Annotated in this window: 14 protein-coding genes; 8 read left to right on the top strand and 6 right to left on the bottom strand. The window is 71.4% G+C overall.

Features of this window, described 5'->3' with window-relative positions; all coding sequences use genetic code 11:
- Positions 1-4: 4 nt before the first annotated feature.
- Together ACFYZZ_RS11140 and ACFYZZ_RS11145 are read right to left on the bottom strand one after the other, a co-directional pair.
- Positions 5-1,492 carry an MFS transporter gene (locus ACFYZZ_RS11140; RefSeq protein WP_389173809.1) on the bottom strand — a complete coding sequence of 496 codons (1,488 nt, stop codon included), beginning with the start codon at positions 1,490-1,492 and terminating at the stop codon, positions 5-7.
- A gap of 75 nt (positions 1,493-1,567) precedes the next feature.
- Positions 1,568-2,755, bottom strand: a complete 1,188-nt coding sequence (locus ACFYZZ_RS11145) for a beta-ketoacyl synthase N-terminal-like domain-containing protein (protein ID WP_389175712.1) — start codon at positions 2,753-2,755, stop codon at positions 1,568-1,570.
- 163 nt (positions 2,756-2,918) lie between these two features.
- Here ACFYZZ_RS11145 and ACFYZZ_RS11150 point away from each other — a divergent pair, with 163 nt between their 5' ends.
- The 5 genes from ACFYZZ_RS11150 to ACFYZZ_RS11170 all read left to right on the top strand — a co-directional run bounded on the left by ACFYZZ_RS11150 (position 2,919) and on the right by ACFYZZ_RS11170 (position 8,579).
- Positions 2,919-4,652 (top strand): MFS transporter, encoded by a 1,734-nt coding sequence (locus tag ACFYZZ_RS11150; RefSeq protein ID WP_389173811.1) that lies wholly within the window; start codon positions 2,919-2,921, stop codon positions 4,650-4,652.
- 194 nt (positions 4,653-4,846) lie between these two features.
- A complete protein-coding gene (locus ACFYZZ_RS11155) occupies positions 4,847-5,500 on the top strand; it encodes a class I SAM-dependent methyltransferase (protein WP_389173814.1) in 654 nt (217 codons plus the stop codon).
- An 87-nt stretch (positions 5,501-5,587) separates the two neighbouring features.
- Complete coding sequence (locus ACFYZZ_RS11160; protein WP_389173817.1) at positions 5,588-6,544, top strand: N-acetylmuramoyl-L-alanine amidase; 957 nt, start codon at positions 5,588-5,590, stop codon at positions 6,542-6,544.
- Between the two features lie 85 nt (positions 6,545-6,629).
- Positions 6,630-7,463: a DUF5336 domain-containing protein gene (locus ACFYZZ_RS11165; protein WP_389173818.1), complete on the top strand. Its 834-nt coding sequence runs from the start codon at positions 6,630-6,632 to the stop codon at positions 7,461-7,463.
- A 105-nt stretch (positions 7,464-7,568) separates the two neighbouring features.
- Positions 7,569-8,579, top strand: a complete 1,011-nt coding sequence (locus ACFYZZ_RS11170; protein ID WP_389173821.1) for an LLM class F420-dependent oxidoreductase — start codon at positions 7,569-7,571, stop codon at positions 8,577-8,579.
- On the opposite strand, the gene ACFYZZ_RS11175 is transcribed toward ACFYZZ_RS11170, so the two are convergent.
- Positions 8,576-9,142, bottom strand: a complete 567-nt coding sequence (locus ACFYZZ_RS11175; protein ID WP_389173824.1) for a hypothetical protein — start codon at positions 9,140-9,142, stop codon at positions 8,576-8,578. The two genes, ACFYZZ_RS11170 and ACFYZZ_RS11175, sit on opposite strands and share 4 nt — an antisense overlap.
- A gap of 150 nt (positions 9,143-9,292) precedes the next feature.
- On the opposite strand from ACFYZZ_RS11175, the gene ACFYZZ_RS11180 reads away from it, so the two are divergent.
- The gene (locus ACFYZZ_RS11180; protein WP_389173827.1) at positions 9,293-9,589 is read left to right on the top strand and encodes a hypothetical protein; all 297 of its coding nucleotides are present in this window, start codon (positions 9,293-9,295) and stop codon (positions 9,587-9,589) included.
- 21 nt (positions 9,590-9,610) lie between these two features.
- On the opposite strand, the gene ACFYZZ_RS11185 is transcribed toward ACFYZZ_RS11180, so the two are convergent.
- Genes ACFYZZ_RS11185 through ACFYZZ_RS11195 form a run of 3 tightly spaced genes read right to left on the bottom strand, consistent with a single transcriptional unit; the run spans position 9,611 to position 12,923 of the window.
- Positions 9,611-10,681, bottom strand: coding sequence for a prenyltransferase (locus ACFYZZ_RS11185; protein WP_389173830.1), 1,071 nt, complete (start codon positions 10,679-10,681; stop codon positions 9,611-9,613).
- On the bottom strand, positions 10,678-11,469 hold the full coding sequence (locus ACFYZZ_RS11190; RefSeq protein WP_389173833.1) for a class I SAM-dependent methyltransferase: 792 nt from the start codon (positions 11,467-11,469) through the stop codon (positions 10,678-10,680). Before ACFYZZ_RS11190 ends, ACFYZZ_RS11185 begins: the two co-directional genes overlap by 4 nt.
- Positions 11,463-12,923, bottom strand: a complete 1,461-nt coding sequence (locus ACFYZZ_RS11195; RefSeq protein ID WP_389173836.1) for a glycosyltransferase family 4 protein — start codon at positions 12,921-12,923, stop codon at positions 11,463-11,465. Before ACFYZZ_RS11195 ends, ACFYZZ_RS11190 begins: the two co-directional genes overlap by 7 nt.
- Positions 12,924-13,144: 221 nt before the next feature.
- Here ACFYZZ_RS11195 and ACFYZZ_RS11200 point away from each other — a divergent pair, with 221 nt between their 5' ends.
- Both ACFYZZ_RS11200 and ACFYZZ_RS11205 read left to right on the top strand, forming a co-directional pair.
- Entirely contained in the window at positions 13,145-13,786 is a 642-nt protein-coding gene (locus tag ACFYZZ_RS11200; RefSeq protein ID WP_386572280.1) for a TetR family transcriptional regulator, read from the top strand.
- On the top strand, positions 13,783-14,178 hold the full coding sequence (locus tag ACFYZZ_RS11205; protein ID WP_389173839.1) for a hypothetical protein: 396 nt from the start codon (positions 13,783-13,785) through the stop codon (positions 14,176-14,178). Before ACFYZZ_RS11200 ends, ACFYZZ_RS11205 begins: the two co-directional genes overlap by 4 nt.
- Positions 14,179-14,210: the final 32 nt, after the last annotated feature.

The following is a 14,210-nucleotide window of genomic DNA, read 5'->3' on the forward strand; positions in this document are numbered from 1 at the left end:
TGCCTCATCTCGCAGAACTCGCCGAAATTTTCTTCGGCAGCCACAGCAGCATGAGCACCACCCCGCCCAGCAGCACCCCGGTCCCGGTCCGGAAGGCCAGCGCGTACCCCTCGGTCAGCGCCTCGGCCCCGACGCCGCTCCCGGTGTGCGCCGTACGCGCCGCCGCGATCGTCGACATGACCGCGAGCCCCAGCGAACCGCCCAGCGTGCGGGAGGTGTTGACCAGCCCGGACACCAGCCCGGCGTCCGAGGCCGACGCCCCCGAGGTGGCGAGCGCGGCCAGCGGCGTGGCCGAGAGCCCGGCGCCCAGCATCATCAGGATTCCCGGTCCCATGACGGAGGTCAGGTAGGCGCCGTGCGCGGTCATCGTCGACTGCCAGGCGAACCCGGCGGCCGCGATCAGCGCCCCCGCCACGGCCACGGTGCGCGCGCCCCGCGCCGGCAGGAAGCGGGGCGCCAGCTTGGAGCCGAGCACCACCGCGAGGGAGCTGGGCACCAGCGCGAGTCCGGCGCCCAGCGGCGAGTAGCCGAGGACGTTCTGCGCGTACAGCGTCATGAAGAACCACATGCAGAACATCGCGGAACCGCTCAGGAACATCGCCGTGTTCGCCGACGCCACCGAGCGCAGCCGGAACAGTCCGAGCGGCATCAGCGGGGCCGCGGCGCGCGCCTCGACGGCGAGGAAGAGCCCGACCAGTGCGAGCCCGGCGGCCAGCGGCACGAGTGTGGCCGCCGCCGTCCACCCCTCGGCCTCGGTCTGCGAGATGCCGTACGCCAGCGTCGCCAGACCCGCCGTCACCAGCACCGCGCCCGGCAGGTCGAGCCGCCGCCCTCCCCCAAGCTTCTCAACTTCGTTCGAGCAGGGGGGACCCCCATCCGCCCGGCTCTCCGGTAGCCACCGCAGCGAGCCGGCGAGCACCACCGCGCCGACGGGCACGTTGATCAGCAGCACCCACCGCCAGTCCAGCACGTCCACCAGGGCCCCGCCGACCAGCCCGCCCGCGGCCCCGCCGCCGGCGCCCACCGCGGTCCAGGTCGCGATCGCCCGGGCCCGGGACGGCCCTTCGGGCACCGCGGCCGTCAGCAGCGTCAGGGTCGAGGGCGCCAGCACCGCCGCACCCAGCCCCTGCACGGCCCGCGCCAGCAGCAGTTGCCAGCCGTCCTGGGCCAGCCCGCCGCCCAGCGACGCCAGCGTGAACAGGCCCAGCCCGACGAGGAACATCTGCTTGCGGCCGTAGAGGTCACCGGCCCGCCCGCCGAGCAGCATGAACCCGGCGAAGGCGATCGCGTACGCGTTCACCACCCACTGGAGGCCCGACGCGCTCAGCCCGAGGTCGGTGCGCATCGACGGCAGGGCGACGTTCACCACGGACACATCGAGCACCACCAGGAACTGCCCGGCACAGGCCAGCGCCACCACCAGCCAGGTGGGCAGGGCGACGCGGCGGGATATGAGGGGCGAGGTGTCGGCGGCTTCCAGCATGGATGTCATGCTCTCAACCCGGTTACGGTCCTTGCATCGGCATTTCGGACCACCGGGTCCTGGGCCGTACGACCTACACCCGGCCTACCCCGCCCGCAGCACGGTGACCACCGCCGCCCCGCCCAGCCCGATGTTGTGGGCGAGGCCCACCCGGGCTCCGGGCACCTGCCGCTCCCCCGCCTGGCCGCGCAGCTGCCAGACCAGTTCGGCGGCCTGGGCGAGGCCGGTCGCGCCCAGCGGGTGTCCCTTGGAGATCAGCCCGCCGGAGGGGTTCACCACCCAGCGGCCGCCGTACGTCGTCGCCCCCGACTCCACGAGCTTGCCGGACTCGCCCACCGGGCACATGCCGAGCGCCTCGTACGTCAGCAGTTCGTTGACGGAGAAGCAGTCGTGCAGCTCCACGACGTCCACGTCCTCGATGCCGAGCCCGGCCCGCTCGTACGCCTGCCGTGCCGCCTCGCGGGACATGGGCTGTCCGACGGCGTCGATGCACGAGCCGGACGCGAACGACTCCTCGGTGTCGGTGGTCATGGCCTGCCCGGCGATCTCGACGAGGCCGGTCAGCGAGCGCTCCTCGGCGAACCGCTCCGACACCACCACGGCCGCCGCCGCGCCGTCCGAGGTCGGCGAGCACTGCAGCTTGGTCAGCGGCCGGTGCACCATGCGTGCGGCAAGGATGTCGGCCACCTCGTACACGTCCCGGAACTGGGCGTAGGGGTTGTGTGCGGAGTGGCGGTGGTTCTTGGCGGCGACCGCGGCGAGCTGGGCGTCGGTGGTGCCGTACCGCTCCATGTGCTCGCGGGCCGCGTCACCGAAGATCTGCGCGGTCGGCGGGGTCATCTCGAAGCCGTGCCGGGCGGCCATGATCCCGTAGTGCCGGGCGACGGGTGACGTGGAGAAGTCTCCTCCGTCGGTCCCTCCCCCGAGCGCCCCCTTCTTCATCTTCTCGAAGCCCAGCGCCAGCACGCAGTCGCAGGCACCGCCCTCGACCAGCTGGCGGGCCAGCATCAGTGCGGTGGCGCCGGTCGCGCAGTTGTTGTTGACGTTGTAGACGGGGACCCCGGTCAGGCCGAGTTCGTAGGCGGCGCGCTGGCCGGCGGTCGAGGGCTGGAAGCAGTAGCCGACGGGAACCTGTTCCACATCGGTGTACGCGACCCCGGCGTCGGCGAGCGCCGCGCCCCCTGCCTCCCGCACCATGTCCCAGTACTGCCATTCCCGGGTCTCGGGCTTCTCGAAGCGGGTCATCCCGACCCCGGCGACATAGGCCTTCATGGCGCGCCAGACTAGAACGTGTTCCATCAACACACCAGAGCCTGACGGCAGTTCAGAAACCCATGAGCCGGTCAAGGATTCATTAGGGGCCCGAAGCAACGGAATAGTTGCCTGTGCATACGAGGTTTACCCACCACTCATGTCAGGCGGGAGGCCTCACTCAATGACGCACACGACGACCGACCAGCCCCACCGGAGGGCCGGCGGAGCCGTGGTCCCGGTGCTCGCCTTCGCGGGCATCGTGGTCGCGGTGATGCAGACGCTGCTGGTACCGGTCATCAAGGACCTGCCGCTGCTGCTGGACACCGCCCCCAGCAATGCCACCTGGGTCCTCACCTCGACCCTGCTGTCCGGCGCCGTGGCCACCCCGATCATGGGCCGGCTCGGCGACCTCTACGGCAAGCGGCGCATGCTGATCCTCAGCCTCGCCGTGATGGTGGTCGGCGCCCTGGTCAGCGCGCTCACCAGCCAGCTGCTCACCATGATCGCGGGCCGCACCCTGCAGGGCTTCGCCATGGGCGCGATCCCGCTCGGCATCGGCCTGATGCGGGACATGCTGCCGCGCGAGAAGCTCGGCTCGGCCATGGCCCTGATGAGTTCCTCGATCGGCGTGGGCGGCGGCCTCGCGCTGCCCGCCGCGGCCCTGGTCGCCCAGCACATGAACTGGCACGCGCTGTTCTACGGCGCCGCCGGCCTCGGCGCCCTCTCCATCGTCGTGACCCTCCTCGTCGTACCGGAGTCCCCGATGCGCGCCGAGGGCTCCTTCGACCTGCTCGGCGCGGCAGGCCTGTCGACCGGCCTGGTACTGCTCCTGCTGCCCATCACCAAGGGCAGCGACTGGGGCTGGTCCTCCGGCACGACGCTCGGCCTGTTCGCCGCGTCCGTCGTCGTACTCGTCCTGTGGGGCCTGTACGAGCTGCGCGTCCAGGCGCCCCTGGTCGACCTGCGCACCACCGCCCGCCGCGAGGTGCTGCTCACCAACCTGGCCTCGATCATGGTCGGCGTCAGCTTCTACGTCGTCTCGCTCGTCCTGCCCCAGCTGCTCCAGCTGCCGAAGGCGACCGGCTACGGCCTCGGCCAGTCCATGGTCGTCGCGGGCCTGTGCGTGGCCCCGCTGGGCCTGACGATGATGTTCACGGCGCCGGTGTACGCCCGGCTGTCCGCCCGCTTCGGCCCCAAGGTCACCCTGATCATCGGCCTGCTGATCATCGCCGTCGGCTACGGCGGCGGCCTCGGCCTGATGGACGCGGCCTGGCAGACGATCGTCACGTCCGTGGTCCTGGGCGCGGGCATCGGTCTGGCCTACTCCTCCCTCCCCGCGCTGATCGTCGGCGCGGTCCCGGCCTCGGAGACCGGCGCGGCCAACGGCCTGAACACCCTGATGCGGTCCATCGGCACGTCCGTCTCCAGCGCCGTCATCGGCATGGTGCTGGCCAACACGGCGCACAACGTGGGCGGGCTGGAGATCCCGACCATGCGCGGCTTCCACGTCTCCTTCCTGATCGCGACGGCCGCGGTGGCGGTGGGCCTGCTGCTGGCCCTCTTCCTGCCGAAGCCGGACCGCGCACCGCAGCTGCGGGCGAGCAGCGAGGAGGACGCGAACCTGAAGCGCGCCGAGGAGGTCCTGCGCGGCTTCCGCGGCCGGGTCCTGGACGCCGAGGGCACCCCGGTCGCCCGCGCCAAGGTCACCCTGATCGACCGGCGGGGCCGCCAGGCGGGAGCGACCCTCTCCGAGGCGGACGGCAGCTACGCCCTGGCGGTGCCGTCCGAGGGTGCGTATGTGCTGGCCGCAAGGGCGTCCGGGCATGGGCCGCTTGCGTCGTCCGCGACGCACCACGGTGAGGAGCGGGCGGTCGAGCTGGATCTGGCCTTGCCGGGCGAGACGGTGAGCGCTTAGCGCTCCACCGGGGTGCCGCTGTGTGTCGTCCGGCGACTGCGGCACCGCCGTGGCTTGTCGCGCCCACGCGGCGGAGCCGCAAATCGACACAGCCCCGCGCCCCTTTCGGGGCGCCGTCCGCACCCCCTGTCGTCATGCGACCAGGGGTGCGGCAGCATGGGCGGCCAGACAGCCGTACGACCGAAAGGCCCCCCATGCCCGCCGCAACCAAGCCCGAGATCCTGGCCGCGTTCGAGGCCGCGAAGGGCTTCATGCCCGTGGACGAGGGGCTCGCCCTGTACGCGGCCGCGGTCGAGGCGGGCCGGCTGGGGCTGCCCCTGCTGGAGGTCGGGACGTACTGCGGCCGCTCGACGGTCCTGCTCGCGGACGCGGCCCGGCAGGCCGGCGTCACCGCGCTCACCGTCGACCACCACCGGGGCAGCGAGGAGCAGCAGCCGGGCTGGGACTACCACGACCCGGAGACCGTCGACCCCGAGATCGGTCTGATGGACACGCTGCCGACCTTCCGCCGGACCCTGCACAAGGCGGGCCTGGAGGAGCACGTGGTGGCGCTCGTCGGCCGCTCGCCGCAGATCGCGGCGATCTGGAACTCCCCGCTCGGCTTCGTGTTCGTCGACGGCGGCCACACCGACGAGCACGCCACCGCCGACTACGAGGGCTGGGCACCGCACGTCGCCGAGGGCGGCCTGCTCCTCATCCACGACGTCTTCCCGCACCCCGAGGACGAGTTCACCGGCCAGGCGCCGTACCGCGTCTATCTGCGCGCGCTGGAGTCGGGCGCGTTCACGGAGGTCTCGGTGACCGGATCGTTGCGCGTACTGCGGCGGACCGGGATCCGTAGTCTCTGAGCCGTCCGTGGCATCCGAGGCGGTCCTGCCACCCGCCCGGCCCACTCGGTCATGTGAAGGACCTGTGTGGCCGCTAGGGTGGCAGGCGTGTCGTACGTAGGCCCGGACTTCGATCCCCCGCAGCCCCGCCGACCCCGGCGAGGGCCGCTGACCGTCGCGCTCGCCGCGCTCGTGCCCGGTGCTCTGCTGGGCTGGCTGGTGTACGAGGCGGTAGGTGGGTCCGGGGGTTCGGGCTCCGGCTCGGACACGGCGGGCCCGCAGACCTCCGCTGCCTCGCCGAGCACCGCCGAGCCCTGGTCGGCGCCGGCCACCGACGACGACAAGCAGAAGAGTCCCTCGCCGTCGCACACGTCGACCGCCGACGGCCCCCTCAAGGGCAAGGTCGTCGTCATCGACCCGGGCCACAACCCCGGCAACTTCTCGCACGCGGCCGAGATCAACCGCCAGGTGGACATCGGCACGAACAAGAAGGAGTGCGACACCACCGGCACGTCCACCAACTCGGGTTACACAGAAGCCCGGTTCTCGCTGGACGTGGCCCACCGGCTGCGCACGATCCTGGAACAGCAGGGTGCCACAGTGAAGTTGACGCACGACGGCGACACCCCGCCCTGGGGGCCCTGCGTCGACGAGCGGGCCCGGATCGGCAACACGGCGCACGCGGACGCCGCCATCTCCATCCACGCCGACGGCTCCGCGGAGGGCGACCGCGGCTTCCACGTCATCCTCCCGGCGTCCGTGCACGCGGGAGCCGCCGACACCCGCCCGATCGTCGGTCCTTCACGCGACCTCGGCGAGCGCGTCGCGGGCAACTTCCTCCGTGTCACCGGTGAACCGCCCTCCAACTACGTCGGCAAAGGTACCGGTCTCGTCACACGTGAGGACCTGGGCGGTCTCAATCTGTCAACGGTTCCCAAGGTCTTCATCGAGTGCGGCAACATGCGCGATAGCAAGGACGCGGCACTGCTGACCAGCGGCGCCTGGCGGCAGAAGGCGGCGCAAGGGATCTCTGAGGGAATCGTGAGTTTCCTGCGCGAGTCGTGACCGGCGGGCGGAACCGGCCGGACAGCGGGATCTTGTGGACGATAGTGTCTACCGACGACGAGACGACTCACGAAGGACCTTTGAAGTGAATATCCGCTCCCTCACTAGAGGCGACGGCGTGGTGATCGGAGCAGCGGTGTTGCTGTTCATCGCGTCGTTCCTCGACAACTACTCCAATGACGGGGTACCGGACGGTTACGATCTCCCGAATCTGTGGGAAAGCGGACCGGTCCTGCTCAGCGTCGTCCTGGCGGGGATCATCGGAGCCGCGCTCGTCGTCGTTGCCCGGGCCCTGCCGCAGCCGCGCAAGGTCGCCGGTCTGGACCTCGGCCAGTTCGGTGCCGCCTTCGCGGTGTTCGCCGCATGGAGCGCCCTTGGCAACGTCATCGACCCCGCCGGCGGCCTGAACAACTTCGGCGGCTCCAACGATGGTGGTCCGGACGCCGGCACGGGCCTGATCCTCGCCCTCATCGCCACCCTGGTCATGGCCGCCGCCGCCATCGCCACCCCGCTGGTCCCGGCCCTGCAGGCGGGCCTGGTCCCGGCTCCCAAGCCGGCCGCCCCGCAGCCCTACGGCGCCCAGCCGCCCGGTGGTTACGGCTACCCGGGCGCCGCCCAGCCGCAGCAGCCGTACGGTGCCCAGCCGCAGCCGGGCCAGCCGTTCGGGCAGCCGGGCCCGCAGGCAGCCCCCGCCCCGGCGCCGCAGCCGGCCGCCGGTGGGGACTTCTCGCCGTTCTGGTTCGCCGTGCCGGTGGCCCGGCAGCTGTTCGCCGAGGACGGTTCGCCGACGCCGATCGCCGAACTGGCGCCCGGCACCTGGTACTTGGCGGTCGAGCAGCGCGGTGCCGCGCTGGTCGCGCAGACCCAGGACGGCCGCCGTGGTGTGCTGCAGGACACCTCCGGGATCCAGCGCGGCTGAGTCCCACCCGTACCATCGCCGACGGCCCCTCGCCCTTCCGGGTGGGGGGCCGTTGCCGTACAGTCGCCTCCCGCTCATCGACTGACGGAGCGTCAGGAGGCAGGCATGCGGCTCGGTCTCGCACTCGGCTACTGGGGCCGCGGCCCTTCCGCGGACCACGTGCCCCTCGCGCAGGAAGCCGAACGGCTCGGCTATCACTCGGTGTGGACGGCCGAGTCCTGGGGCTCGGACGCCTTCACCCCGTTGACGTGGATCGCCGCGCAGACCTCGACGATCAGGCTGGGTACGGCCGTTGCCCAGATGGCGGCCCGGTCGCCGACCGCGACCGCGATGCACGCGCTCACCCTGGACCATCTCTCCGGGGGGCGGATGATGCTGGGGTTGGGGCTGTCGGGGCCGCAGGTGGTGGAGGGCTGGTACGGCCGCCCGTTCCCGAAGTCGCCGCTGACCGCGACCAGTGAGTACGTGGACGTCGTACGGCAAGTGCTGCGGCGGGAGGGGCCGGTGGAGTCGGACGGCCGTTTCCATCCGCTGCCGTACCGGGGGCCGGACGGCACGGGACTGGGCAGGCCGCTGAAGCCGATCACCCATCCCCTGCGGAACGACCTGCCCGTTCTGCTGGGTGCGGAGGGCCCCAGGAACGTGGCGCAGACGGCCCGGATCGCCCACGGCTGGCTGCCGCTGTACTGGGCGCCGTGCCGGCCCGAGGTGTACGGGGACGTGGTGCGGGAGCTGCCCGAGGGGTTCCTGGTGGCGCCGATGGCCCGGGTGAAGGTGTGCGACGACGTGGCCGAGGGTCTGCTGCCGGTGAAGGCCATGCTCGGCTTCTACATCGGCGGGATGGGCCACGCGGCCCGCAACTTCCACGCCGACCTCATGGCGCGCATGGGCTACGAGGAGGAGGCCCGGCGGATCCAGGAGCTGTTCCTGGCCGGGCGCCGTGAGGAGGCCGTGCTGGCCGTGCCGGACGCCTTCGCCGACGAGATCTCCCTGGTCGGCCCGCGCGAACGGGTCGCGGAACGCCTGGAGTTGTGGCGCAAGGGGCCGGTGACGGACCTGCTGGCCCTGTCACCGGACCCGCACACCCTCAGGGTGCTGGCGGAGCTGAACGCCTAGCCGCCGCTCAGCTGCGAGGCGGACGGCACCTGCTCCTTGACGGGGGCGCCGGCGCTCTGGCCCGCGTCCTTCACCTTGTTGATGATGTCGTCGAAGGCACCGGCCGCGCCCTCGTCGCCGCTGCGCAGCTTGGACGGCAGGCTCTTCAGGCCCTCGATGCCCGCGGTGAGCGGTGCCAGGGCCTTGGAGAGCAGCGGATCGCCCTGGGCGTTCTTCTGGGCCGCCTTGAGCCGGTTGTAGGCGAAGGCGCCGGCCAGGCCGGCCTTCACCAGGGTCAGCTTGCGGCCCTTGGCGCCCTTCTTGAACTTGCCGTCCTTCCAGGGCTTGACGATCCACTGGTAGACGGCGCCGGCCGCAAGACCCGCGTTCGCCACGAACCGGGCCTTGGCGAACTTCTGGCGCTCGGCCGACGTGCTCGGACTGGGCGTGGCCGCGTCGAGGCCGGCCACCTGCGAGGTGTCCTTCGTAGTGGTCTTCTCGTTGCTGCCGCAGGCGGTGGAACCGGCGAGCAGGGCGCAGCACAGGGTGAGCGCCACGCAGAGACGCCGTATCGGTACGGGCACGAGGTCCTCCGGACGTGTCTCCCCGAGCGGGTGTTTCCTTCGGAAGCCTCACCCGGACGGCGGGTGTGCGCCACTTGTGCGACGCCGTCCGGGGCTCCGGCCGGGTTCCCGCTGGGGTTTCACCGCCCGAGAAGCGGAAATCCGAAGGGTATGTTCCGGTATCGCCCTGGTGCGAATCCGGCCGGGAAGGTCATCGTGTTCGTCGCCGACGCCATGGCTCTCATCTGCGGCCTGTGGATTCTGCTGTACCTGCTGGATGCGAACCGGGCCAACAGCCTGGTCCGGTTCGTGCATGACGCCGCCACCTGGCTGGCCGGCTGGTCCCTCCACCTCTTCACCCTCGACCAGGCCTGGGCCCAGGTGGTCGTCGGTTACGGCATCGCCGCCGTGGTCTACCTGTTCGTGGGCCACGCCATCGCCAACCGGATGATGCGCCACCGGCACTAGGTCCGGACCGGCCTGGATCCCTCAGCGGCAGCAGTCGGGGTCCAGGCCGGTGGGCAGGTGTTCCCCTCCGAAGACCGCGCAGGTGGCGTCGTGGCCGCCCAGGGCGGCGACGGCCAGCAGCAGGGAGCCCGCCGTCCAGGTGGTCAGCTCGCGGGGCCAGATCGCGTCGTCGTCGAAGACGTAGCCCGTCCAGTACAGGCCGCTCTCCGCGTCGCGCAGGTGCTGGATGGACTGGAGGATCTCCAGGGAGCGGTCGGACTCGCCCATCGCCCACAGGGCCAGGGCCAGCTCGCTGGACTCGCCGCCGGTCACCCAGGGGTTGGGGACCACGCAGCGCACGCCGAGACCGGGTACGACGAAGCGGTCCCAGTCCGCCTCGATGCGGGACTTGGCCTCCGCTCCGGTCAGGGCGCCGCCGAGGACCGGGTAGTACCAGTCCATGGAGTAGCGGTCCTTGTCGAGGAAGCGCTCGGGGTGGAGGCGGATCGCGTGGCGCAGGGCGCCCACCGCCAACTCCCAGTCCGGCTGTGGCTCCTCACGCTGTTCGGCGATGGCGAGGGCACAGCGCAGGGCGTGGTGGACGGAGGAGCTGCCGGTGAGCAGCGCGTCCGGGGTGGGCGTGCCGTCGTCGTCGCGGCGCCAGCCGATCTGGCCGCCGGGCTGCTGCAGCCGCAGCACCCACTCCATGGCCGCGTAGACGGTGGGCCACATGCGGTCCAGGAAGGTGTCGTCGCCGGTGGACAGGTAGTGGTGCCAGACCCCGACCGCTATGTAGGCGACGAAGTTCGACTCGCGGGCGCGGTCGGTGACGTCGTCGTGGGCGCCGTCGGCGTAGGCGGCGTACCAGGAGCCGTCCTCGTTCTGGTGGGTGGCGAGCCAGGTGTACGCCCGCTCGGCGGCCTCGTGTTCGCCGGCCGCGTCCAGGGCCATCGCGGCCTCGGTGTGGTCCCACGGGTCGAGGTGATGGCCGCGGAACCACGGGATCGCGCCGTCCTCCCGCTGTACGGCGAGGATGCCGCGCACGGTCGCGGCGGCCTGCTCGGCGGTGAGGACCCCGGGCAGGACGAGGTGTTCTGTCCGGGGGGTCGTCACTTGGCGGCCGCCTCGGCTTCGGTCTTGGTCTTGGTCTTGGTTTTGGTCTCGTTCTCGGTCTCGGCGAGCCGGGGCAGGTGCGGCTTGGTCGCGTAGGCCACGAAGCTCTTGCCCATCAGCGGGTTCAGCGCCTGTTCGGCGACCCGGGTGGCGAGCGGCTTCTTCATGATGTCCCAGACCAGCAGCTTGTGGTACGCCCGCACCGGCAGCGCCTTGTCGTTGTCCACGCCGAACGCGCACTTCAGCCACCAGTACGGCGAGTGCAGGGCGTGCGCGTGGTGGGTGCCGTACGGCCTGAGGCCCGCCTCGCGGATCTTGGCGAGCAGTTCGTCGGCCTTGTAGATGCGGATGTGTCCGCCCTCGACCTCGTGGTAGGCGTCGGACAGCGTCCAGCAGACCTTCTCGGGCCCGTAGCGGGGCACGGTGATGGCGATCCGCCCGCCCGGCTTGAGCACGCGCACCATCTCCGCCAGCACCCCCTTGTCGTCGGGGATGTGCTCCATCACCTCGGAGATGATGACGACGTCGAAGGACTCGTCCGGGAAGGGCAGCGCCAGCGCGTCGCCCTCCATGGCGGTGGCGGTGGCGCCGGCGGGGGCCTCGCCGGCCTCCTTCATCGCCGCGAACCACTTGGCGACCTCGCGGATCTCCTCGCTGTTCTGGTCGAGGGCCACGACGTGCGCGCCGCGCCGGTAGCACTCGAAGGCGTGCCGGCCGGCCCCGCAGCCGAGGTCCAGGACACGGTCGCCCGGGGCGAGCGGGAACCGGGAGAAGTCGACGGTCAGCACGTGGCCCTGCTTTCGGAAGAGATGCCGGTGTCGGTCGTGGCGGCTGCGGTCGTGGCGGCTGCCGGGGCAGCACTCGCTGCGGTCGCGGAGCGGCCGGGTTCTGCGACCGCGGAGCGGTGGACGCCTGCCGCGGAGCGGCCGGGTGCCGTGCTCGCGGAGCCGGCGATGGCCTCGCGGTACCGGGACACCGTTCCCTCGGCGGCGCGGGCCCAGGTGAACCGCTCCAGCACTCGCTCGCGGCCCGCCGCGCCGAGCCGCACCCGCAGCTGCGGGTCCCCCAGCAGCCGGCCGAGCCCAGCGGCCAGCGCCCCCGCGTCGCCGGGCGGTACGGCCAGGCAGGTCTCGCCGTCGCGTCCGGCGACCTCGGGGATCGCGCCGCCGGTGGTGGCGACCAGCGGGGTGCCGGTGGCCATGGCCTCGGCGGCGGGCAACGAGAAGCCCTCGTAGAGCGAGGGCACGCAGGCGACCTCGGCCGAGCGGATCAGGTCGACGAGTTCGGCGTCGGAGATGCCCTTGACGAAGTCGACGGCGCCTTCGAGGCCGTAGCGCTCGATGGCCTGGGCGACCGGGCCCTCCGTGGGGCGCTTGCCGACGACGACCAGGTGGGCGGCCGGGTGCTCGGTGCGCACCTTCGCGAGAGCCTCGACGAGGAAGACCAGGCCCTTGAGAGGCACGTCCGCGCTGGAGGTGGTGACGATCCGGCCGGGCACCTCGGCCACGGCCGGATTCGGCGCGAACAGGTCGGTGTCGGCGCCGATGTGGACGACGTGGATGCGGTCGTCCCGGACGCCGAGGTGGTCGACGATCTCCTGGCGGGAGGTGCCGGAGACGGTGAGTACGGAGGGCAGGCGGCGGGCGACGCGCTTCTGCATGCGGGTGAAGGCGTACCACCGGCGCACCGAGTAGCGGCGCTGCCAGCCCTCGGCCGCGTCCAGCTCCAGCTGCCGGTCGACGGTGATGGGGTGGTGGATGGTGGTGACCAGGGGGGCGCCGACGTCCCCCAGCAGCCCGTACCCGAGCGTCTGGTTGTCGTGGACGACGTCGAACTCGCCGCGCCGGGCACGCAGATGGCGGCGGGCGCGCAGGGAGAAGGTCAGCGGCTCGGGAAAGCCACCGGTCCACATCGTCGCCACTTCCAGGGCGTCGACCCAGTCCCGGTACTCGTCCCGCCCCGGGGTGCGGAAGGGGTCGGGCTGGCGGTAGAGGTCGAGGCTGGGCAGCTCGGTCAGGGTGAGCTGGGGATACCCCTCGTCGAGTACGGGGTAGGGCTGTGAGCCGATGACCTCCACCCGGTGGCCGAGGCGGGCCAGCTCGCGGGAGAGGTGTCGTACGTAGACGCCCTGGCCGCCGCAGAACGGGTTCCCTTTATAGGTGAGAAGCGCGATGTTGAGCGGTCGCTCGCCGTCGGCTGCAAGGTCCTTCGGGGACCCGGCCTCCCTGGCCTCAGCGGTCACTCTGGACCCCCTTCTCCCTGCACTGTCCCGCGAGACTACGACGGGACGCTAATCTAGAACAAGTTTCAGACTTGATCGTTCAAGAGGCTCTGAATCTACCGGCAGGTAGGGGCCCTGTGAGCAGTGGATCAGGTGATTCACGCCACGACGGGGACCCCCTCCGTGCAGGATGATCACAAGCCCCAACAGACGCCCTCACCGACTGTCACGGAACGGGACCCATGCCTGCGGAATCCAAGCTGGAAGCCAGTAGCGTCCGGCCCCCTTCGGCGCCGCTGACCGAGCGGCAGGAGGCCCGCCGCCGCCGGATCCTGCACGCGAGCGCGCAGCTGGCCAGCCGGGGCGGTTTCGACGCCGTGCAGATGCGCGAGGTCGCCGAGTCCTCACAGGTGGCCCTCGGCACGCTGTACCGCTACTTCCCGTCCAAGGTGCATCTGCTGGTCGCGACCATGCAGGACCAGCTGGAGCACATGCACGGGGCGCTGCGCAAGAAGCCGCCGGCGGGCGACACGGCGGCCGAGCGGGTCGCGGAGACCCTGATGCGGGCCTTCCGCGCACTGCAGCGCGAGCCCCACCTGGCCGACGCGATGGTCCGCGCCCTGACCTTCGCCGACCGCAGCGTCTCCCCCGAGGTCGACCAGGTCTCCCGGCAGACCACGGCGATCATCCTGGACGCGGTGGGCCTGGACCACCCGACCCCCGAGCAGCTCTCCGCAGTCCGCGTCATCGAGCACACCTGGCACTCGGCCCTGATCACCTGGCTCTCGGGCCGCGCCTCCATCGCCCAGGTGAAGATCGACATCGAGACGGTGTGCCGGTTGATCGACCTGACGGAGCCGGGATCGCCGGAGAAACATCCGTGAAGCCGGTCCGATCGCTGGGGATTCTGAGCCTTCTCGAAGGGCAGAAGACCTACGCCCGGCGGAGAGCCAAGCTTGAGCAGGCTGACGCACTGGCGCCCGACGAGCGGCCCCTCATCGCCTCGTACATGAAGCGAGGCAGTGTCGTCCTCGCCCTCATGGAGCACACGACCGACATCGTGGAAGCACAGTTCGCCACGCCCGGGGGAAGCGGGATCTTTACCGACGGTGAATTCTACTGGCGTGGCGACGCCGCACAGTATGTAGAGGTCTACGGGGTGTCACCCGGGCGGGATTTCATCCAGCGCGTACACGAAAGAAACGGCGAACCCCCGGTGCTGAGCCAGGACGAGATCGCGGACATCGACGATTACTTCGTCGCCAGGCGGCGTTGAAGTGGCCTGTCGGACGACTCCCCGACGGCCCA

The organism is Streptomyces sp. NPDC001816, assembly GCF_042892235.1.
In the GTDB taxonomy this organism is placed as follows: Bacteria; Actinomycetota; Actinomycetes; order Streptomycetales; family Streptomycetaceae; genus Streptomyces.

Excerpts from the sequence above, each read along its gene's own strand:
- ACFYZZ_RS11170 (WP_389173821.1), top strand. The coding sequence starts at position 7,569 with ATGCGGCTCGGTCTCGCACTCGGCTACTGGGGCCGCGGCCCTTCCGCG.
- ACFYZZ_RS11145 (WP_389175712.1), bottom strand. The coding sequence starts at position 2,755 with ATGAAGGCCTATGTCGCCGGGGTCGGGATGACCCGCTTCGAGAAGCCC.
- ACFYZZ_RS11155 (WP_389173814.1), top strand. The coding sequence starts at position 4,847 with ATGCCCGCCGCAACCAAGCCCGAGATCCTGGCCGCGTTCGAGGCCGCG.
- ACFYZZ_RS11180 (WP_389173827.1), top strand. The coding sequence starts at position 9,293 with ATGTTCCGGTATCGCCCTGGTGCGAATCCGGCCGGGAAGGTCATCGTG.
- ACFYZZ_RS11150 (WP_389173811.1), top strand. The coding sequence starts at position 2,919 with ATGACGCACACGACGACCGACCAGCCCCACCGGAGGGCCGGCGGAGCC.
- ACFYZZ_RS11140 (WP_389173809.1), bottom strand. The coding sequence starts at position 1,492 with ATGACATCCATGCTGGAAGCCGCCGACACCTCGCCCCTCATATCCCGC.
- ACFYZZ_RS11200 (WP_386572280.1), top strand. The coding sequence starts at position 13,145 with ATGCCTGCGGAATCCAAGCTGGAAGCCAGTAGCGTCCGGCCCCCTTCG.